Origin of the sequence: Murinocardiopsis flavida (genome assembly GCF_003014485.1) — a bacterium.
GTDB lineage: Bacteria > Actinomycetota > Actinomycetes > Streptosporangiales > Streptosporangiaceae > Murinocardiopsis > Murinocardiopsis flavida.
This window is the reverse complement of record NZ_PYGA01000003.1, coordinates 83331-102622: the sequence shown is the minus strand read 5'-3', so window position 1 is coordinate 102622 and position 19292 is coordinate 83331. Positions and strand designations below refer to the sequence as shown.

The 19292-nt window shown below is 72.4% G+C and carries 19 protein-coding genes and 1 tRNA gene; 10 read left to right on the top strand and 10 right to left on the bottom strand.

Going from position 1 to position 19292, the window contains the following annotated elements:
- Positions 1 to 222: 222 nt before the first annotated feature.
- Entirely contained in the window at positions 223 to 636 is a 414-nt protein-coding gene (locus CLV63_RS05565) for a DUF3995 domain-containing protein (RefSeq protein WP_106581810.1), read from the top strand.
- Positions 637 to 684: 48 nt separating this feature from the next.
- Here CLV63_RS05565 and CLV63_RS05560 read toward each other — a convergent pair whose 3' ends face one another.
- Positions 685 to 1635, bottom strand: coding sequence for a GlxA family transcriptional regulator (locus CLV63_RS05560; protein WP_106581809.1), 951 nt, complete (start codon positions 1633 to 1635; stop codon positions 685 to 687).
- A gap of 70 nt (positions 1636 to 1705) precedes the next feature.
- On the opposite strand from CLV63_RS05560, the gene CLV63_RS05555 reads away from it, so the two are divergent.
- Positions 1706 to 2593, top strand: coding sequence for an alpha/beta fold hydrolase (locus CLV63_RS05555; protein WP_106581808.1), 888 nt, complete (start codon positions 1706 to 1708; stop codon positions 2591 to 2593).
- Positions 2594 to 2753: 160 nt separating this feature from the next.
- Positions 2754 to 3593 (top strand): AraC family transcriptional regulator, encoded by an 840-nt coding sequence (locus CLV63_RS05545; RefSeq protein WP_106581807.1) that lies wholly within the window; start codon positions 2754 to 2756, stop codon positions 3591 to 3593.
- A gap of 54 nt (positions 3594 to 3647) precedes the next feature.
- Here CLV63_RS05545 and CLV63_RS05540 read toward each other — a convergent pair whose 3' ends face one another.
- The 5 genes from CLV63_RS05540 to CLV63_RS05520 are packed head-to-tail and all read right to left on the bottom strand — an operon-like array spanning position 3648 to position 7507.
- Entirely contained in the window at positions 3648 to 4430 is a 783-nt protein-coding gene (locus CLV63_RS05540) for an ABC transporter permease (RefSeq protein ID WP_106581806.1), read from the bottom strand.
- The gene (locus CLV63_RS05535) at positions 4427 to 5359 is read right to left on the bottom strand and encodes an ABC transporter ATP-binding protein (protein ID WP_106581805.1); all 933 of its coding nucleotides are present in this window, start codon (positions 5357 to 5359) and stop codon (positions 4427 to 4429) included. Before CLV63_RS05535 ends, CLV63_RS05540 begins: the two co-directional genes overlap by 4 nt.
- On the bottom strand, positions 5356 to 6228 hold the full coding sequence (locus CLV63_RS05530) for a hypothetical protein (protein WP_106581804.1): 873 nt from the start codon (positions 6226 to 6228) through the stop codon (positions 5356 to 5358). The genes CLV63_RS05535 and CLV63_RS05530 overlap by 4 nt, the downstream gene beginning before the upstream one ends.
- Positions 6225 to 7103 carry an ATP-binding cassette domain-containing protein gene (locus tag CLV63_RS05525; RefSeq protein ID WP_106581803.1) on the bottom strand — a complete coding sequence of 293 codons (879 nt, stop codon included), beginning with the start codon at positions 7101 to 7103 and terminating at the stop codon, positions 6225 to 6227. Before CLV63_RS05525 ends, CLV63_RS05530 begins: the two co-directional genes overlap by 4 nt.
- Positions 7100 to 7507 carry a GntR family transcriptional regulator gene (locus tag CLV63_RS05520; protein ID WP_106581802.1) on the bottom strand — a complete coding sequence of 136 codons (408 nt, stop codon included), beginning with the start codon at positions 7505 to 7507 and terminating at the stop codon, positions 7100 to 7102. The genes CLV63_RS05525 and CLV63_RS05520 overlap by 4 nt, the downstream gene beginning before the upstream one ends.
- Before the next feature lie 192 nt (positions 7508 to 7699).
- On the opposite strand from CLV63_RS05520, the gene CLV63_RS35120 reads away from it, so the two are divergent.
- The 3 genes from CLV63_RS35120 (at position 7700) to CLV63_RS05505 (ending at position 10833) form a co-directional block, all read left to right on the top strand.
- On the top strand, positions 7700 to 8605 hold the full coding sequence (locus tag CLV63_RS35120) for a hypothetical protein (RefSeq protein WP_342751358.1): 906 nt from the start codon (positions 7700 to 7702) through the stop codon (positions 8603 to 8605).
- Positions 8606 to 9085: 480 nt separating this feature from the next.
- A tRNA-Ser gene (locus CLV63_RS05510) sits at positions 9086 to 9153 on the top strand.
- A 111-nt stretch (positions 9154 to 9264) separates the two neighbouring features.
- Complete coding sequence (locus CLV63_RS05505; RefSeq protein ID WP_106581801.1) at positions 9265 to 10833, top strand: TROVE domain-containing protein; 1569 nt, start codon at positions 9265 to 9267, stop codon at positions 10831 to 10833.
- A 52-nt stretch (positions 10834 to 10885) separates the two neighbouring features.
- Here CLV63_RS05505 and CLV63_RS05500 read toward each other — a convergent pair whose 3' ends face one another.
- Positions 10886 to 11374 (bottom strand): MarR family winged helix-turn-helix transcriptional regulator, encoded by a 489-nt coding sequence (locus tag CLV63_RS05500; protein ID WP_245928594.1) that lies wholly within the window; start codon positions 11372 to 11374, stop codon positions 10886 to 10888.
- 145 nt (positions 11375 to 11519) lie between these two features.
- On the opposite strand from CLV63_RS05500, the gene CLV63_RS05495 reads away from it, so the two are divergent.
- Positions 11520 to 12209 carry a hypothetical protein gene (locus CLV63_RS05495; RefSeq protein WP_106581800.1) on the top strand — a complete coding sequence of 230 codons (690 nt, stop codon included), beginning with the start codon at positions 11520 to 11522 and terminating at the stop codon, positions 12207 to 12209.
- Positions 12210 to 12270: 61 nt separating this feature from the next.
- Here the strand turns inward: CLV63_RS05495 and CLV63_RS05490 are convergent, their stop codons facing one another.
- Both CLV63_RS05490 and CLV63_RS05485 read right to left on the bottom strand, forming a co-directional pair.
- Positions 12271 to 15282, bottom strand: coding sequence for an AfsR/SARP family transcriptional regulator (locus CLV63_RS05490; RefSeq protein WP_245928593.1), 3012 nt, complete (start codon positions 15280 to 15282; stop codon positions 12271 to 12273).
- 131 nt (positions 15283 to 15413) lie between these two features.
- Positions 15414 to 15614: a hypothetical protein gene (locus tag CLV63_RS05485; RefSeq protein WP_106581799.1), complete on the bottom strand. Its 201-nt coding sequence runs from the start codon at positions 15612 to 15614 to the stop codon at positions 15414 to 15416.
- A gap of 330 nt (positions 15615 to 15944) precedes the next feature.
- Here CLV63_RS05485 and CLV63_RS05480 point away from each other — a divergent pair, with 330 nt between their 5' ends.
- Genes CLV63_RS05480 through CLV63_RS05470 form a run of 3 tightly spaced genes read left to right on the top strand, consistent with a single transcriptional unit; the run spans position 15945 to position 17945 of the window.
- Positions 15945 to 16556 carry a hypothetical protein gene (locus tag CLV63_RS05480; protein ID WP_106581798.1) on the top strand — a complete coding sequence of 204 codons (612 nt, stop codon included), beginning with the start codon at positions 15945 to 15947 and terminating at the stop codon, positions 16554 to 16556.
- A 5-nt stretch (positions 16557 to 16561) separates the two neighbouring features.
- Entirely contained in the window at positions 16562 to 17173 is a 612-nt protein-coding gene (locus CLV63_RS05475; protein ID WP_146165516.1) for a hypothetical protein, read from the top strand.
- 10 nt (positions 17174 to 17183) lie between these two features.
- Positions 17184 to 17945, top strand: coding sequence for a hypothetical protein (locus tag CLV63_RS05470; protein WP_106581796.1), 762 nt, complete (start codon positions 17184 to 17186; stop codon positions 17943 to 17945).
- Between the two features lie 40 nt (positions 17946 to 17985).
- Here CLV63_RS05470 and CLV63_RS05465 read toward each other — a convergent pair whose 3' ends face one another.
- Positions 17986 to 19263 (bottom strand): hypothetical protein, encoded by a 1278-nt coding sequence (locus CLV63_RS05465; RefSeq protein ID WP_146165515.1) that lies wholly within the window; start codon positions 19261 to 19263, stop codon positions 17986 to 17988.
- Positions 19264 to 19292: the final 29 nt, after the last annotated feature.

Here is a 19292-nt window from a genome sequence, read left to right as displayed (position 1 = left end):
TCGGCCGCCGGTCCTCCCGGCCGGCCAGGGCCGGAGAAGCGCACGCTCGTCCGTCCGCGGACGTCCGCGCTGGGCGGTGGTGCGCCGGGCGGCGGGACCGACCCACTGGGGCCGAGCGGGGGTTCTGAATCGGCCGACAGACAATGGAGATCGCCTCAACGGCCGCGGCGGTGCCGAACCGGGGCGGCAACCGGACCGACCGCCGGATCAACTGGAGGTGTGATGGCCGTCGTGGGTAGCGCGGCCGCGTTCGTCCTGCTGATGATCGGCGTGCTCCACGTGGTGTGGATGTTCTCGCCCTGGCCGTTCGCCACCCCCGCCGAGATGGCCAGGACGGTCGCCGGCGTCGAGACGGACGCGATGCCGACGCGCAAGGAGACGGGCACGGTCGCCGTCCTGATCCTGGTCGCCGCCTGCCTGGTGGGAACGCGGGCCGGGACTGCGGGAGCGGTCGACCCGTTCCGGCTCGTCTCGATCGGCACTTGGGGGGTCGCCGCAGTCCTGCTCGGGCGCGGGGCGATCGGCTTCGCGGTGTTCTCACCCCGGAAGGACGTCTTCGGCCGGATGGACCGATGGGTGTACTCACCGCTGTGTGTGGCCTTGGCAGGCGGCTGCGTCGCGGCCGCGTTCAGTTGACCTGACCTGACCTGCGCTGTGCCGTGTCCGCTGTACGCCGGTCCGCCGTCAGGGTTCGCCGAAGATCCGCCGGTAGGCGCCGGGCGTGGTGCCGAGATGGGTCTGGAAGCGGCGGCGCAGGTTGACCGCCGAGGCGAGTCCGACCCGGGTGGCGATGGCGTCGACCGGCAGGTCGGTCTGCTCCAGCAGGAGCCGTGCCGCGTCGATGCGCCGGCCGAGCAGCCACTGCCCCGGGCTGGTGCCGAGCTGTTCGGCGAACCGCCGGGCGAGGGTCCGGCTCGACAGCCCGGCGCGTTCGGCGAGGCGGTCGAGGGTCAGTCTGGTGTCGAGCCGGGCGGCGGCCCACTCCAGCAGCGGCGCCAGTGACTCGTCCGTCCCGGCCGGTGTCTGCTGTGCGGCGTACTGAAGCTGGCTGCCCTCCCGGTGCGGCGGCAGGACCATGGCGCGGGCGACCCGGGCGGCGTAGGCCGCGCCGTGATCGGAACGGACCAGGTGGAGGCAGAGGTCGATGCCCGCGCCGGTCCCGGCGCTGGTCGCAACGTCGCCGTGATCCACGAAGAGCACGTCGGCGTCGACCTGCACCGCGGGGAAGGCGGCGGCGAGTCGGGCGGTGCTGCGCCAGTGGGTGGTGGCGCGGCGGCCGTCGAGCAGCCCGGCCTGGGCGAGGACGAACGCGCCCGTGCAGATGGCGACGATCCTCGCCCCGCGCCGGTGGGCGGCCCGCAGCGCCTCGGAGACGGCCGGCGGTACCGGTGCGCCGAGCGGCTCCCAGCCGGGGACGACAACGGTGTCCGCCTCCTCGATGGCCGCCAACCCCGCGTCGACGAGCATCGGGAAGCCGGCCGTGGTCCGGAGGGGTCCGGGACGCTCGGCGCACACCCGGAACGCGTAGCGGACCGGCGCGTCGTCCGGGGCCGTGCCGAAGACCTCGGCGGCACAGGCGAGTTCGAAGGGCGACTGGGGCGGGGTGATCAGGGCCACGACCCGGTGCGGGCACATGGCCGGAATATACCCTTGGATGTCTTTTCGGACTCTCGGCCGGGAGCCCGGCCCCGGTCACAGTGGTCCCATGAGTCAAACCACAGAAGCGGGAATCGTACGGACCTCGGTCCGGGTCGACGGTGAATCGGCGAGCCACCTGACGGTGGAGCAGGACGGCCCGGCCGTACTGCTGCTGCACGGAACGTACTGGAGCCGCGTCTGGCTCCCGGTGCTGGGCCGCCTCGCCGAGGCGGGGCTGCGGCCCATCGCGGTCGACCTGCCCGGGCTGGGACGCTCGGGCGGCGAGCTCACCCCGGAGACGGCAACGGTCCCGGCCTTCGCGGACTGGGTGGAGCGGTTCGCGTCCGCGCTGGGACTCTCCGGGCCGATCGCGGTTGCAGGCCATGACATCGGCGGCGCCATCGCCCAGCATCTCCTCGTGCACGGTCGGCTGGAGGTGTCCCGGCTGGCCTTGGTCAACTCGGTCCTCTACGACTCCTGGCCGGCGCCTCATGTCGCCCGGTTCCGGGGATCGGGGACCGCCGCCGGGCCCACCGCCGACGACATCCTCCCCGCCCGCCGACTGGCGGTGACGAGGGTACTGGCCGGTGCCGCCACCGCACAGCGGATCGCGGACTACGTGGAGCCGTGGACCGATGCGCGGGTGCGCCGCTCCTGGCTGGCACTGGCGGGCGCCGCCGACAACCGCTACACCCGTGACCTCGTCCCCGCGCTGCAACGGTCCACCACGCCCAAGCTGCTGATCTGGGGCGAAGACGACCTGCACGAGAAGGTGGAGTACGCCGAGCGGTTCGCCGCCGAGATGCCGGAGACAACGCTCATACGCATCCCGGACGCGGACCACATCCCCACGGAGAACGCGCCCGGCCGGATCGCCCGTGCGCTCATCGACTTCTGCCAGCCGTGCAGGGGGACTTCCTTCGCGGCTGCCGATGCCGCGTTGCGGGGGCCGTAGCCGGCGGGGCCGACGAGGTCGAGGGCGTCGCCGTGCACCGCGCGGACCCCGGCGCGGGTCGCCTCCTCGTTGCCGGTGCCGAACAGCGCTTGGACGCCCACCCGCGGGCGTGCACGCTCGAACGCTCGGGTGCGGGTCCGGGGCCGGGCAGAATGGGGGGATGACCGGGGACTGGGCGCGCTACTGGCGGGCGGCCGATCGGCCGCTGGAAGCCATGCACGCCCACTTCGAGCGGCACGTCTACCACCGGCACAGCCACGACGCGTACTCGTTCGGAGTGACCGAGGACGGCGCGCAGACGTTCCGCTGCCGCGGCGCCGCGCACACCAGCGCGGCGGGCATGGTCATGGCGTTCAACCCGGACGACCCCCACGACGGGCGCGCGGTCGACGCGCTGGGGTTCACCTACCGGATCGTGCACATCGGGCCGGAGGTCGTCGCCGACGTGCTGGGCGACGGCGCCGCCGCAGGACTGCCGCTGTTCCCGCGCCCCGTTCTGCACTCCCGCGTCCTCGCGGGCGCGCTGCGCCGGCTCCACCGCGACCTCCTCGACAGGGCGAGCGCGCTGCGGCGCGACGAGTCGCTCGCGGACGCCGTCCTGGCGATGGGCGGGCTCGGCGCCGCCCGCCCGGTGCGCCCGCGCACCGCCCCGTCGCGCCGCGACTCGGCGCGCATCGTGGCGCGGGCCCGCGAGGTCCTGGATTCGACGCCGGAGGCGGACGCCGACCTCGGCACGCTCGCCGCTGCGGCAGGGCGCAGCCGGCACGCCGTGTACCGGGCGTTCCACCAGGTCTACGGCATCGCGCCGAGCGACTACCAGCGTGAGCGCCGGCTGCGCCGCGCGCGGCGGCTCATCGCCGAGGGCACCGCACCGGGGGACGCCGCCGCGGCGTCGGGTTTCGCCGACCAGAGCCACCTGAACCGCTGGTTCCGCCGCTACTACGGCATCACGCCCGGTGTGTACGCCCGGGGGACGTCGGACGCCGCCGGATCCCGGTAGTGGGGTCCGGTAGCAGGGTCCGGAAGCCGGACCCCGGTAGCCGGGTCCCGGCAGTCAGGACCAGCGGAACAGGCGTGCTGCTAGCGGGTAGAGGACCGCGATGTAGGCCGCCATCACGACCAGTTCCGCGGCGGGGAAACCGCCCTCGAACCAGGCGGCGTTCAGCGCCTGGCTCATCGCGCCCAAGGGGGTGAACCGCGCGATCGCGGCAACGGTGTCGGGCATCGTCGGCCCGGGTGTCCACATGCCCGCGAAGAACAGCATCGGGAAGTAGACGAGCATCCCGATGCCGTTGGCGGCGGAGGCCTTCGGGGCGAGGGCCGCGATAAGCAGTCCCACGCCCGCTGTCGCCGCCGCGCCCAGCACGAAGGCGAGGGCGGCGGCGACCGGCGCGACCGGCGCCGGTGTGCCGAAGACCAGCGCCCCTGCGGCGATCGCGAGCACGCACGCCGCCACGAGCGCGCAGAGGTTGACCAGCACCTGCGCGACGAGCACGCCCTGCGGCCGCATCGGGGTGGTGGCCATCCGCCGTAGCACGCCGAGTTCGCGTTCGGCGACGATCTGCGACGGCAGCGTACTCAGCGCGACGGTGGCCACGGCCAGGGCCAACGCGACCGGGGCGAACAGGTGGATCGCCGGCATGCCGGCCCACGGCTCGGGCAGGTCGGTGATCGGGGCGCGCATGCCGGGCAGCGCCAGGCCGATGCCGATCACGAGGAGCGGCGGGAAGGCGATCGCGAACACCACGCTGCCGGTGTCGCGCAGGAACAACCGCCCCTGGGTCGCTGTCAGCGTGCCGAAGCCGCGCAGCCGTGGGGACGCGGTCAGGGTCGTCATGCCGATACCTCCACTGGCTCGGGCGAGTGCCCGGTGACCTCGACGAACACGTCCTCAAGGCTGCGGCTCAGGGTGCGGATCCCGTCGGGGACGACGGCCGCCTCGGCGAGCGAGAGGACGACCGCGGGCAGCGCGTGCGCGCCGCCGCGGACCTCCACCTCGTCCGCCACGGTGGTGAGGGTGTCCACGTCGGCCAGGTCCTGGAGGCGGTCGCGTACCTGGTCGAACGGCACGGGCAGGCGCATCCGGAACACCCGCTCGCCCTCGGCGCCCCGGATCAGCTCCGCCGGTGCCCCTTCGGCGACGACCTTCCCCTTGTCGATGATGACGAGCCGGTCGCACAGGCGCTCGGCCTCGTCCATGAAGTGGGTGACCAGGATGATCGTCACGCCGCCGGCGCGGACGCGTTCGACCACGTCCCAGACCGCGCGGCGGGCCTGCGGGTCCAGGCCGGTGGTGAGTTCGTCGAGGATCGCCACCCGGGGGTTGCCGACCAGCGCCAATGCGATCGAGAGCCGCTGCCGGAGGCCGCCCGAGAGCTTCGCGAACCGGGTGTCGCGGTGCTCGGCGAGACCGAGCCCCGTGATCAGTTCGTCGGTGTCCGCCGGCGCCGGGTAGAAGGAGGCGTACAGCCGCAGAGCCTCGGAGACGGTGATCCTGTCGGGCAGCCGGGCCTCTTGGAGTTGGACCCCGAGCACCTCCTTGATGGCCGCGGGGTCCCGTTGCGGGTCGATGCCGAGCACCGAGACGGTGCCGCCGTCCGCGTGCCGCAGACCGGCGAGGGCCTCCACCGTCGTGGTCTTGCCGGCGCCGTTCGGGCCGAGGATCCCGAAGATCTCGCCCTGCTCGACGGTGAAGCCGACGCCGCGCACGGCGTGCCTGCTGCCGTAGGACTTCCGCAGGGCGTCGACCCGCACAACGGTGGTCATGACGTCGCCAACCCCTTCGAGACCGGGGCGCTGCGCGCCAGGAGGTGGAAGGCCGTCGCCGCGGCCGCGATGAGCGCGAGGCAGAGGGCCGCCGTCAGCGGGACGGTGGACACGGTGGCCGGGAAGGTCCAGTCGCGGCCGGCCGCGACGTCGTCGGTGAGGAGCATCACGACCACGGCCGGGGACACGGTCAGCGGCAGCGCGAGGAAGCCCCGGAGGGCGCCGCCCCGGTAGAAGGCGATCCCCACCAGCAGGCCGCTGACGCCACCCGCGGTGAACGCGAGTGCGGTGGCCGCGAACAGGGACCCGGCCCCCGCGACCAGGGACGCGCTGTGGCCGCTGGTGTAGGGCGCCCAGCCGTTCGCCGTGTACACGGCCCGTTCGACGACCATCGCCGCCGTCATCAGCACGGCATAGGCCAGGCCGATGAGCAACGTGGTGACCAGGACCGCCCGGATGTAGGACCGGCGGGTCAGGCCGTTGGCGACGTGCACAGTGAACTGGATGCCCACGCCGATGAAGGAGAGGGCGAACGGGTACCAGATGCCGCCGTACCGGGCGAACTGCACCACGGACATGTCCAGGTCGCCGAAGCGGTCGAGCAGGACGATCGCCACGGCCGCCGGGACCAGGACCCAGACCCAGAACCACAGGCTCTGGACCAGCAGGGCGCGCAGCATCACGAGGAGGACGCGGACCCATTGCGGTCGGCGCAACGGTGCGGGCCCGGTCGGTGTCGTGGCCGTTGTTCCGGTGGTCATCTGCCCCCCAGTTGTCGACGGATCGGCGTGCGCCGGGCGGCCGGGCGGCCGGCCGCCGGTGGTGGAGTGCGGTCGGCCGTTCGCGCTGCGGACGGAGCCCTTGGTCATGACGGCTCCCTGTTGGTGAGGTGGACGAACAGGTCTTGGACCGGTACCGCGTCGATCTCCAGGTCGGCCGCCCTGGCGGCGGCGAGGGCGGCCTCGTCGAGGTCGCCGTAGACGGTGACCTGCTTGGTGCGGCCCAGTTCGCGGGTGCTGAGCACGGTGAGCCCGGCCGTCGCGGTGTCCACGGCCGCCGAAGGGCCGGTCACGGCGGTGCCGCGGGACCGCAGGGTGTCGGCGTCCTCGGCGAGGAGCACCCGCCCTTCTTCGAGGATGGCCACTCCGGCGAACAACCGCTCGACCTCACTGATCAGGTGGCTGGACAGGATGATCGTCCGCGGGTGCTCGACGTAGTCGGCCAGCAGCAGGTCGTAGAACCGGTACCGCGAGGGCGCGTCCATGCCGAGGTAGACCTCGTCGAAGACGGTCAACGGCGCACGGGAGGCGAGTCCCACCACGGCCCCGAACGCCGACTGCTGCCCGCGCGAGAGCCTGTTCACCGGTTTGCGCCGGTCGAGCTCGAAGGCGTCGACGAGCTCGTCCGCGAAGTCGGCGTCCCAGGTCGGCCGGGCGTTGGCGAAGTAGCGCAGGTTCTCGGGGATCTTCGCCAGCTCCAGCACGTCCCCGCTCTCGCGGATCAGGCAGACGCCCTCCATGACGCGTTCGTTCTCGAACGGGTCCTCGCCGTCCACCAGCACCCGCCCGGCGGCCGGCCGGCGCAGCGCGGCGAACGTGGACAGCAGGGTGGTCTTGCCCGAGCCGTTGCGCCCGAGCAGCCCGTGGATCTCGCCGGCCGCGAACTCCAGGCTCACCTCGTCCACCGCGCGGGTGTCACCGAAGCGCACGCTGACGTCGCGAGCGGACACGGCGTATCCGGTCATCGTTCTCCTCCGTTGTTCGCGGCGGGCGCGCCTGCGCTCGGGGCGCCGGCCTCGGCGCCCCGGCCGATCTGGTGGACGAGTTCCGCGGCCGTGATGCCGAGGACCTCCGCCTCGCGGAGCACGGGCAGCAGCCGCTCCGCGAAGAAGGACTCCCGGCGCAGCTCGCGCAGGCGGTCTTGGGCGCCTTCGGCGACGAACATGCCTACGCCCCGCTGCTTGTAGAGCACGCCTTCGTCGACCAGTCGGGCGAACGCCTTCGCCGCGGTCGCCGGGTTGATCCGGAAGGTCGTCGCGTACTGCGTGGTGGACATCACCTGTTCTCCTTCGGCGAGCCGACCGGCGAGGACGTCCCCGCGGATCTGATCGGCGATTTGCAGATAGATCGGGTCGCGACCGTCGAACATGCCACCCTCACTCCCCAGGTTCTTTACTTAAGTAATGAACCACAGGACCGAAGAAGCGTCAACCGGCGCCGCGTCCGCGAAGCGCGGCAGGACGGCGGCGCGGCGGCGGGGCTTCGGGTGCGCACTCCGGCGGATACCGTTGTCCCCCTCCGGCCAGGCGCGCGTGGCGCGTGCCGCAGCGAGGAGGAGCGCATGGCCACCGCACCGGGCGTCCGCCCGGCCGAACTGCCCCGGCCGTTCCCCGGCGTGCTGGTCGACCACTGCACCGGAGCCGACGGGAGCCGCGTCGTCCTGGAACTGGACTTCGTGCCGCTGCCGCCCGACGCAGGGAAGGGCTTCGAGTTCGCAGCGGACGGCCTCCGGGCGGCGCCGGACGCGCTGCCGCCCGACGCCGTCCGGCGTTTCGGCGGCTACCTCGGCTTCGCGTGGGAGAGCGAACGGCGCGGCGCGGCCGACGAAGGGCGCCCGGCCTACGGTGCGCGCGCCGTACTGCGCCGGGCGCAGCGGCACGGTGCGGGCGACGCCGGTTCGGTGGACCGCGTCCTCAACGCTGCGGCCGACCTCCTCGCCGACGAGGTGTGGGACGCGCTTGCGGCGGGGCGCATGCCCCGCCCGGTCGGCCGCGGGGCACTGGAACGGCCGCCCGCGCTGCCCCGGGCCCTGCCCGGCCTCTTCGTCGACCATGTGATGCAGACGTCCTGCTCCGGCCTGTTCTCCGTGGTGTGGGCCGATGCCGAGCCGCTGCCCGTTGACGCGGCAGAGGACTTCGACTTCGTCGCCGACCTGCCCGCGACGTGCCGGCAGCCGGGGACTCCGCTGCCGCGGGAGTTCGCCGCGGCGTTCGGAGCCGGTGTCCGGGCGATGTGGGAGCGCAGGGGGCGGGGACGGCCGCCGTTCGCCGCGCGGGTGGTCATGCGCGACGCCATCTGGAGCGAGGTCGACTCCAGTGAGCACGGCTTCCACGCGGCGGGCGTGATCGTCGCCATGGAGGTGCTGCGCTGTATCGCCGACGGCAGGGAGCCGCGCCCCGTGGGCCGCAGGTCCGGCAGGCACCGCGGCGCGGCGCCGCCGATGCCGCGGAACCGGCCGCCCGCCTGACCCTCGGCCCGGCCGGGTGGCCGGGGAGGCGGCGATCCGCGCTCGGCGGCGCGGAATGCGCGGACGCGGTGCGTGCGGTGCGCGGACGCGGTGCGTGCGGTGCGCGAATGCGCCGCTGCCGGCGGGTGCACCGTCGGCGCCGCCGATAATGGCGTTCCGCCACAGGCCGCGCGGCCGCCGAAAAACCGCGGGAGTTATTCGGAATCCGGTGTTACCGTCGTTATCGTGCCTCCCGGTGCGAAGGCGCCGGATACTTCCTTTCCAGAAAACAATCCGGCGCCGGATCCGATCTCGGGAGCACCTCAATTTCATACGCACCTCCCGGTGTGCAGACGGCGGTTCCTTCCTGGTATCCCATCGGTCGCAGGTTCGAGTCCTGCCGTGCGCTGCACTGCGCGCGTAGCTCAGTCGGCAGAGCAGTGGACGAATAGTCCGCCGTCACCTTTTGATCTCGGGAGGAGCACAATCACCGGTCGTGCCCGGTGCGCAGGCCGCGGTTACTTCGACTGTTAATCGAGTGGTTGCGGGTTCGAGTCCCGTCACCCCGGCGATCGGGGTGTAGCTCAATCGGAAGAGCGCTACGTCCGCCGCCGACTCTGTTCTCGGGCACACCCGGCGAGAAAAGGGCTCCTCTCCATTCCCGGAAAGGAGCCCTTTTCATGGCCAAGTTCAACCGCAGCGGTACCCGGCCCGCCGGCAGCGGACCCGTCACCTCGGAGCAGGCCCCCTCGGGCCGCACCCACGAGGGCGCGCCGGGCTTCGTCCGCGACACCAAGTCCGAGCTCTTTCTTCTGGCGGTGACGAACATGGTCGGCGAGCAGACGTTCTACGAGGCCGCCGACGAGCGCGACCAGCGCTTCCGGGGCCTGGTGCACGCGGTCGCCGTCGACGACCCCGCGTGGCTGCACGGCATGGTCCGCTGGCTGCGCACCGGGGCGAACATGCGATCGGCCGCCATCGTGGCCGCCCTCGAGGGCGCCAAGGCCCGGCTCGACGCGGGGGCGCACGGCCACTCGCGGCAGCTCGTCGACGCCGCGATGGCGCGCGCCGACGAGCCCGGCGAGGCGCTCGCGTACTGGACGTCGCGGTACGGCCGGGCGATCCCCAAGCCCGTCAAGCGGGGTGTCGCCGACGCGGCGGCCCGCCTCTACACCGAGCGGGCGCTGCTGAAGTACGACACCGACTCCAAGGGATTCCGGTTCGGGGACGTCCTCGACCTCGTCCACCCCGCGCCGACCGCGGCGTGGCAGGGTGCGCTGTTCGCCCACGCGCTGGACCGCCGGCACGGCCGCGGCACCGGGCCCGATCCCGCTGTGCTCGGCATGCTGGCGCGCAACGCCGAGTTCGGTGCGCGCTTCGCCGCCGACCCCGCGGTCGCGCTGGACGCCGACGAGCTGGCAGGCGCGGGCCTCACCTGGGAGAACGCGCTGTCGCTCGCGGGCTCGACCGTGGACAAGGCACAGCTGTGGGAGGCGCTGATCCCGTCGATGGGCTACATGGCGCTGCTGCGCAACCTGCGCAACTTCGACCAGGCCGGGGTCTCGGACGACGCCGCCGAGCGGGTCGCGGCGACCCTCGCCGACCCCGCCCACGTGGCGAAGTCGCGCCAGCTCCCCATGCGGTTCCTGGCGGCCTACCGGGCGGCGCCGTCGCTGCGGTGGGGCCACGCGCTGGAGAAGGCGCTGAAGGCGTCGCTCGCACACGTACCCGAGCTCGCGGGCCGCACGCTGGTGCTGGTGGACCGGTCGGGGTCGATGCAGGCGTCGCTGTCGGCGCGCTCCGACCTGAACCGGGCCGACGCCGCGGCGATCTTCGGCACGGCGCTGGCGATGCGCTGTGCAGCGGCCGACCTGGTGGAGTTCGGCACCGGCAGCCGGCCGGTGGCGTTCGCGCGGGGCGACTCGCTGCTGCGCGCGATCGAGCGGTACTCCTGGATGGGCGGCACCAACACCGCTGAGGCGGTGCGCTCGCACTACCGCGGCCACGACCGGGTCGTCATCGTCACCGACGAGCAGGCGTGGGCCGGGCGGCGCGGCGCGGAGCCCACGTCGAAGGTCCCCGCCGAGGTGCCGGTCTACACCTGGAACCTCGCCGGGTACCGGCACGGGCACGGGCCGTCCGGTACGGCGAACCGCCACACGTTCGGCGGACTGTCCGACACCGCGTTCCGGATGATCCCGCTGATCGAGCGGGGCCGGAACGCCGACTGGCCGTGGGCCGACGCCTGAGCCCGGCCGCCCGCACGGACCCGCGCGGTCCGTGCGGGCGGGCGCGGCCCGCTCACAGGTCGCGCACCTCGTGCGCCCACGCGGCGAGTCCCGCCGTGAACCCGGCGCGGTCGCGCGGCGACAGGCTCTCGATCACGCGCAGCAGGGGCGCCGCCCGCGTCTCGACGAACGCCTCGACGGTGGGCCGTTTGGCGACGGAGATCGCGACCAGGGTGCGCCGCCGGTTCTCGGGGTCGGGGCGGCGCTCGATCAGTCCGCTCCGGTCGAGGTCGCCGACCAGCTCGCTGGCTGTCGGCAGCGACACGCCCATGCGCCGCGCCAGTTCGGTGACGTTCAGGGACGTGACGGCGACGAGTTGGCTGATGACCGCGCCGTGGCGCGCGGTGAGCCGGTGACCGGCGAAGATCTCGCGGAGTTCGGGGGGCATCTCGACGGGCCCCTTGCGGAAGTACGCCTCGATCAGCGGCACGTAGCCGAGCGTCTCCTTGATCAGCTCCGGGTCCGGTATTCGGCGTTGTCCAGGGGGGTTCTCGTCGGTCACGCACCCGAGTGTATATTTTCGGTTATACAAAGTGTTCGGATATTCAAATCGTCACGCGCCGCGCGGCCGCCGCGAACAGCGGAGGAGCACGCCGCCGGCCCGCCCACCGATCCCCCCTGCCTCGCTCACCCCCGAAGGAGCGGAAATGACGGCTGTGACCCCCGACCCCGCCTACCCCGTGGCCTCGTTCGAAGCCCCCGCGCCCTACGGCTACATCTACGCCGGAAAATCGGTGTCCCCGCCCTCCGGGCCGCCCCTCGTGCGCCGGAGCGCCGAACGCGACGACGTCATCGAGGAGTGGCGCGCCATCGCCCGGACGCTCGCGGCGCGCCCCGACGTCGTCAAGGCGACCGTGTACCAGGCGGTGCTGATCCCGCCGATCAAGGGGACCCCCGCCTGGGACGTGCTCCTGCTCGTCCAGACCGCCTCGCCGGAGGCGGTCCCCGACGTCCGGTCCGCGCTGCCGGCCGACGAACTCGACGCCGACTCCGTCATGGCCATGCGCAACCCGAAGCGCATCGGCGAAACGGAGCGCACCATGGCCGGGACGTTCCTGTTCAACCACTTCACCGCGCCGAGCCCCGAACGGGGACTCGCGGTGTGGGAGACCCTCACCGGCTGGTACACCGTCAAGACCGGGATCGACAACTCCACGCCGCTCCAGCCGGTCGGCGACGGCCGGTTCGCCGTGGTGAACTACGTGCGGCTGCCGTGCGGACCCGTGCGGTTCCTGCTGCTGCGCCAGCTCGCGAGGCCGAGCTTCTGGCGGTTCGTGCGGGGCCGGCTGACCTCGCACGGCATGGTGTCGTACCCCATCCTCGCGAAGGTCGTCTGACACCCGTTCGCAGCGGGGCGGCCGCCGCCGGGCCGGGCCTGCGCCGCCGGGCCGGGGCGCCTCAGGAGGAGACGGTGCGGCGGTCCAGTTCCGCGCGGGCGCGGTCGGCCTCGGGGACGCCGAGCGCTGCGAAGGTCTCGGCCGCCCGGGTGAGCAGCGCCGCGGCGTCCGCCGCACCGGTGTCGGGCAGCAGCGCCAGCCCGAACCGCGCGGCGGCCTCGGCGTAGCGCTCCCCGCGCTCGTGCGCGAGCCGCAGCGCGTGCTCGTAGGACGAGCGGGCGTCCGACACGCGCCCGGCGCGCTCGTAGGTCGCGGCGAGCGCATTGCGGATCTGAGCGTCGGCGCTGTGCTGCGCGGTCTTCTCGCCGAGTTCGAGCGCGTAGCGGTGGGCCTCGATCGCGGCGTCGAGGTCGCCGGACTCCCGCAGGGTCACGGCGATGGAGTTGCGGGTGTAGATCTCCCCGGTCTGGTTGCCGAGCCGGTCGAAGAGGACCAGTGCGTATTCCAGGTGGCGGAGCGACTCGGCGGCCTCGCCCTGCGCACCCTTGATCTCGCCGAGCGTACGAGAGGCCAGCGCCCAGTGCTCCGCGTAGCGCTCGTCTCCGCCGGTGTCCAGCACGATCTCGCAGTTGGTGACGGTCTGGGCGGTGTCGCCCTGCACCTGGAACAGCATCGCCAGGTTCGCGCGGTGCTGCGTCTCGAGGAGGCGGTCGCCCGTCGCGACGCTGTGCTCGACGACCTCGCCGAGGACGTCCAGCGCGTCGCGGAACCGCCCCTCGCGCTCGTAGACCATGCCGAGGTTGGCGAGCACCCGGATCTCACCCTCGCGGTCGCCCACTCCCACGAACACGCGGCGGGCCTCCTGGAGGTTGCGCACGGCGAGCGCGAACCGGCCGCTCAGGCAGTTGGCGATGCCGAGCCCCACCAGGGTGACCGCCCGCCCGATGTCGTTGCTCTGCGCCCTGCTGGCGGCGAGCGCCTTCTCATGGGTGGCGTACCAGAGGTCGGTCTGACCGTTGAACGCGTAGTACCGCCATAAGGAGTCGGCCATCCGCCAGGCGCGCTCGCTGTCGTCGTGCTCGGCGAAGTGGTCCACGACCGAGGCGAGGTTCTGCTGGTGGGTGTCGAACCAGGAGATCGCGCGGTCCCGATTGGGCACGGGGTCGTCGTCGTACCGGGAATCCGGTGTGCGGTCGGCGGCGTCCTCGTGCCGGCGCCAGCCGAGCCAGTCGGAGGCGCGCTGGGCGGTGGCGAGGTAGTGACCGCTGAGACGGCGCCGAGCGTCCGCAACGGTGCCGGCGGGGAGTTCGGCGAGCGCGCGCTCGCGCGCGTAGACGCCGAGGAGGTCGTGGAAGCGGTAGAGGTCGACCCCCTTCTCCTCGATGAGGCAGACGCTCACGAGTTCCTGGACGGCGTCGTCGGCGTCGTCGGGCCGCATGTCCAGGAGCGCGGCGGCGCCGTACAGGTCGATGCTGCTCCCGATCATCATCCCGAGGGTCAGGAAGACCTCGCGCTGCGGCCCGGTGAGGGTCTGGAACGACAGCTCGAAGATCGCCCGCACGCTGCGGCCGTCGGCCTCCAGCTCGCGCATGCGGAGATGCTCCTCGGAGAGCCGTCGCGCCGCGTGCGCGAAGGTCCAGCGCGGGCGGGTGGCCATGCGCCCGGCGACGATGCGCAGCGCGAGCGGCAACCCGCCGCACAGCCGTGCCACGGCCAGCGCGGCGTCCTCCTCGCCCGCGACCCGGTCGGCACCGATGACGGCGGTGAACAGTGCGACGGCGGCGGACTCGTCGAGCATGCCCAGGCTCAGGTGGCCCACCCCGTTGAGGCCGGGCAGGTCGTGCCGGGTGGTGATCAGCGTCAGCGAGCCCGGTGTCGCGGCGAGGAGCGGGTCGACCTGGTTGAAGCCGACCGCGTTGTCGAGGACGATGAGGGTGCGCCGACCGGCGAGCAGCGCACGCCACAGGGCCGCGCGCTCGTCGGTGGAGTCGGGCACGGCGTCCGGTTCGACCCCGATCGCCCGCAGCAGCCGCCCCAGCGCGGCGGCCGCGGACAGCGGCTCGCGCTCGACCGCGAAACCGTACAGGTCGATGAACAGCACACCGTCGGGGTAGCGGGCGGCGAGCCGGTGCGCGGCGTGGACTGCGAGGGTGGTCTTCCCCGCGCCGCCGGGACCGGTGACGACGCGAACCACGGCCTGGTCGGAATCGTCGGCCGCGACGTCGAGCAGCCAGGCGAGGTCGGCCTCGCGCCCGGCGAAGTCGGGGATGTCGCGGGGCAGGTCGTTGCGGACCGGCTCGCCCGTGCCGAGGGCGGCCCGGGGCCGCTGCACCGGGGGCTGCGGCGCCTCCTGCCGGTCGGGCTCGCTCAGCATCTCCTGGTAGAGGGCCACGATCTCGGGGCCGGGGTCGACGCCCAACTCGTCGGCGAGGCGCTCGCGCAGCGAGTGGTAGGCGGACATCGCAGCGGCGCGGTCGCCGTTGCGGTAGAGGGCGGCGATGAGGAGGAAGCTGAGCCGCTCGCGCAGCGGCTCCTCGTACACGGTCGACGTGAGCCGCTCCGCGATCGTGCCGTAGCGGCCGAGCTCGAACGCCGACTCGGCCCAGCTGGTGAGCGCGTTCCAGTGCTCCTCGATCAGCGGCAGGCACAGTGCGTACCAGAGCCGGTCGGAGCCGATGCCGGAGAACGGCCGCCCCTCCCAGACGGACAGCGCCTCGTCCCAGAGCGAGTAGGCCGCGGCGAGGTCGGCGCTGGCGTGCGCGGCGCCGACGAGGCGGCGGAAGCGGTGCAGGTCGACGTCGTCGGGATCGGCGACCGCGACGTAACCGCCGGCACTGGTCTGGATCAGGCTGGGGAAGGCGCGCCGCAGGTGCGAGATCTGCACGTGGATGATCGACCGTGAAGTGCGCGGGGGGTCCTCGCCCCAGAGGAGTTCGGTCAACCGCTCGGCGGTGACCTCCTTGCCGAGTTCGACGAGTAGCGTGCCGAGGACGCACTGTTGCCGGGGACCGCCGACCGGGATGCGCCCCCCACTACCCCACGCCGAGACAGGCCCCAGGACGCGAAACTTCACAAGTCGGACTATAGCAAGGCCCCTGTGACACAAAGGAAGCGTTCGGAAACACACCGCACCCGCGCTCCCCTCCCAGTAAGCGCGGGTGCGGAGTGCCCGGGGCCCGCCGAGGCGGGCCCCGCCACCGCGGTTCAGTCGTCCTTTTCGGGCTTCTCCGCGGGGGCGTCGTCGGCACCGGAGTCGCCCTCGCCGTCTTCGGCGGGAGGCTCGCTGGTGGGGCTGAGGCGCGCCGTCGCGGGCGCGACCGTGTCGAGCGCGCGAACGCTCAGTTCCTCGACCAATGCCAGGAACTCGGCGTCGATCTCATGCTTCGCGGGGGCCATCAGCCGCATCGGTCACTCCTCGATGATCGTCACAGAACACTTCAAACGAACCTATATCAGCGCAAACCGCGGCTCTCGGCGCAATCTCCGCCAGACCGGCGCCCGCGGGCCGTCCTCCCGCGGGTGCCGATCTCGCAGAGTGTCCATGACTCTAGAGACACGCGCTTTCAGCACGCTTTCAGTGGCGACCGGGCCTCTCGCACAACCGGATGCGAAGGCCGCAACGCCTGCACCGGGCCCTTCTGACGGCACCGGCACCGGGCACCGGCCGCCCTGCGTGCTGACCGCTTTCGGACGCCAAAGAACGCATTACCGCACCGTGCCCCCTAAAATCCCCCTGTGGCACACCACGCAGCAGGTCAGGAAGCGACCGCCGGGGATTTCCTCCCCCGCGGCCCGCTCGCGCGCGCACTCCTCTTCGCCGTCTTGGCGATCGTCATCGGCTCGCTGGTCCTCGCCCTGTGGGCGACCGGCGGGCTGGCGAAGGCGCCCGACGCCCCGCCGTCCGCCCCCGGCCGGCCCATCAGCAATGAGCTCTTCACGGTCACCCCGCACTCGGCCACCGTCACGATCGACAAGGACAAGGGGCCCGAGCCGGTCCTGGAGATCCGCGCCGACCTGGTGACCAAGGTCAAGGAACCGGTGGAGTTCGGCGCGCTCAACGGCATCATCGCGCCGTCGATCCAGCCGGGCAAGGCCCGCGTCAAGAGCATCGACGTCCTATTCGAGCGCAATCCGGAGGGGCTCTACACCGAACTGCAACCGCAGGTCTCGGAGAAGGTCCTGCTGACCTGGCCGCTGCCGAAGAAGGTCGCCCCCGATTCCGTCGAGTCCGTCGCTCTCACCATCTGGGACGCCCAGAAGACCGGCGGCTTCTGGGACGAGCGCGAACGGTGGGGCGCCGGCGAGGAACGCGTCGGGACCGTCGAGATCCCCGTCGAGAGAGGGTGACCCGCATGGCACGGCGCTCCTTCCTCAGTACGGCCGGGACCGTGGCCATGAGCCTGGTCCTCGTCGCGCTGCTCATCACCGCGCACTCCTACTTCATCACCCCTGAGCAGGAGACCGCGCCCATCGCCCACACCGGGGCCCGCGGCGACGTTGTCGACGCCGGACGCTTCACCATGAAGGTCGGCAAGGTCCGGCTCGCGGAATCGGTGGCCGAGGAGTCCTTCGGCGGCCCCGAACTCCAGAAGGCCAAAGGCGTGTGGGTCGTCGTGGAGGCCGCGGTCGAGCCCACCCTGTCGCCCATGCAGGCCGGCACGCCGACCCTGACCAACGGCGACGACTTCGAGTTCCTCGCGGGCACCCAGCTCACGACGACCATCGACCAGAGCTCCGTACCGTTCGAGCCGGGCATCCCCCGCCGCGGCTTCCTGGTGTTCGAGATCCCGACGAAGCGGCTCACCCCGCCGCTCACGCTGCGGATGCACATGACCGACAACGGCCTCGACGACCGGCTCGCCGCCGAGGCACAGATCGACCTGGGGCTCGACGCCGGCGACATCGAGGCGCTGCGCGCGAAGGCCGCCCCGAAGGTCACCATCTCCGAGCCCGGGTACGCGTAGGAGCGGCAGAGTGCACAACCGACCCATCCCGCCGCGGCACTTCGAACGGCCCGTCGACCAGCGGCGGCCCGCCGCCGGACGGCCGCCCGCGGACGCCGGCCGCCCGTCCTTCGCCGCGCCCCCGCCCGGGCCCCCGGCGCAGCCTCCGCCGCCGCCCGCTCCCCCCGAGCCCCCGCCGCGCCGCCGTGCGTGGTGGCTGCGCGCCGGGCTGCACTACGTCCTCGCCCTGCTCATCCTGCTGCCGGCCGCCCTCGGCGTGCCATGGTGGCTGGAGCGCAAGAATGCGATGGAGAGCGGCCAGATCCCGCCGGAACCCACCGTCGTCACGAGCGGCGAAGGCGAGATCAACGGCATCACCTGGGAGTTCCGCGGCACCCTCGTCGGGGAGACCATGGGCGACACCTTCAGCGAGCTGCCCAAGAACGGCCAGCTCGTCGACGCCCTGTTCAAGGTGACGCCGAAGGACGCCAAGGCCGCCAAGCGGCTCCAGCGCTCGTGCGACGTCCGCGCCGTCGACCCCGGCGGGCGCTCGTGGAACCGCACCTCCGAGTTCGGCAGCCGCCAGCTCCCGCCCGAGGTCGCCGAGATCAAGTTCGGCTGCACCGACACCGAGGGCGAGCCGGTGAAGCCCGGCGCCACCCAGGCCTACATCGCGACGTTCATCGTGCCGAAGGACGCGGTGAAGTCGCTGCGGATCGAGGTGTCGGCGAGCACCACCAACGACCCCAACTCGCCCCGGCCCGCCATCCTCCAGTTCCCGCCGAAGGAGTAGGGCCGCCGGAAGGGCACGGGCGGCGCCCGGCCGGGCCGGCTCAGGCGGTGCGGCGCGCCCTGCGGCCGACGCTGCGCGTGCTGACCCGGCGCAGGGTGAGTTCGAACGTCGCGGCGAGCAGGCACACCCGCAGGACCTCGTGGACGGCGTCGACCGCGAACTCGATCGGGAACAGCCACGGCCACCACCAGCCGAGGAACTCGTCGGGCCCGACGAGCACGTAGACGCCGCGTTCGAGCCAGCCGAACCCGAGGTCGAGCAGCGTGTACAGCAGGCAGAAGGTCAGCACGAACACCGGGCTGACCCGCAGGACGAACCGCAGGGCGTTGAGGAACGGCACGTACTTCTCGCGGGCGTCGCGGCCGGCGAACTGGCCGATGCCCTTGACGACCTTCGGGGTCACGCTGCTGACCCGCTGGGCGTGCTCGTCGGCGCGGCTGCCCTTGCGGAACAGCGGCTCGGACTTGTCGACCTCGGCGCCGTACACAACCGACACGATGGTCAGCCACAGCAGCGGCCCGAGCAGCGCCTCCTTGAGGTGCTCCCAGCCTTGGGCGATGAGGACGAGCGCGGCGGCATAGGTCTCGGGGAACGGCAGCGACGACAGGTTCTCCAGCCACTGCATCGAGTCGGTGATGGCCTGCTGCACCTCGAACCACACGACGCGGGTCGCGACCCAGTCCTTGGCGTTGCCGGTGACCTCGCCGACCGAGAAGACCGCGAAGAACATCCAGGTGGCCTCGAACACCGCGGTGAGGATGCCGAGCCACTTGTTGTCGGTCCGGTCGTACACGCGCTCGCAGACGGCCCGCAGGCTCCACGCCCCGAACGCGATGGCGAGCGGCCACCCGAGTTCCTCGAACATGAACTTGTCGGCGCCGGTGAGGCCCTCGGAGTTGACCACCCCGAGGCTGAACTCGCGGAACTCCTCGGCGAACAGCCCCCACGCGCTGTAGAAGATGAGGAACGGCAGGATGGCCATCGCCACGGCGTCGACCACGCGGTGCTCGCGCTCGCCCAGTGTGGTGCGGGTGGTCTTGCTCCCTGGGTTGACCAGCTCGGAGTTGAGCGCGGGCATGCCGCTGGTCATCAGGTGGAACATGACGATGGTCGTGGTGAGTGTGACGAGGACCGCAATGCTGAGGCCGACGAGACCGGCCATAACGCTGTCCTCGGCGATGATCACCAGGCCGCGGACCATCATCGCGTGCAGGAAGGTGCCGGCCGCATACACGCATAGCAGCGGCGCCCAGTAGCGCCCCACCAACCGAAGGGTGAGGACCGGGAGCATTGCGGCAGAACTCGCCATGGTGGTCATCGCGGCAGAATCCTAGCGCCGCAGGACGG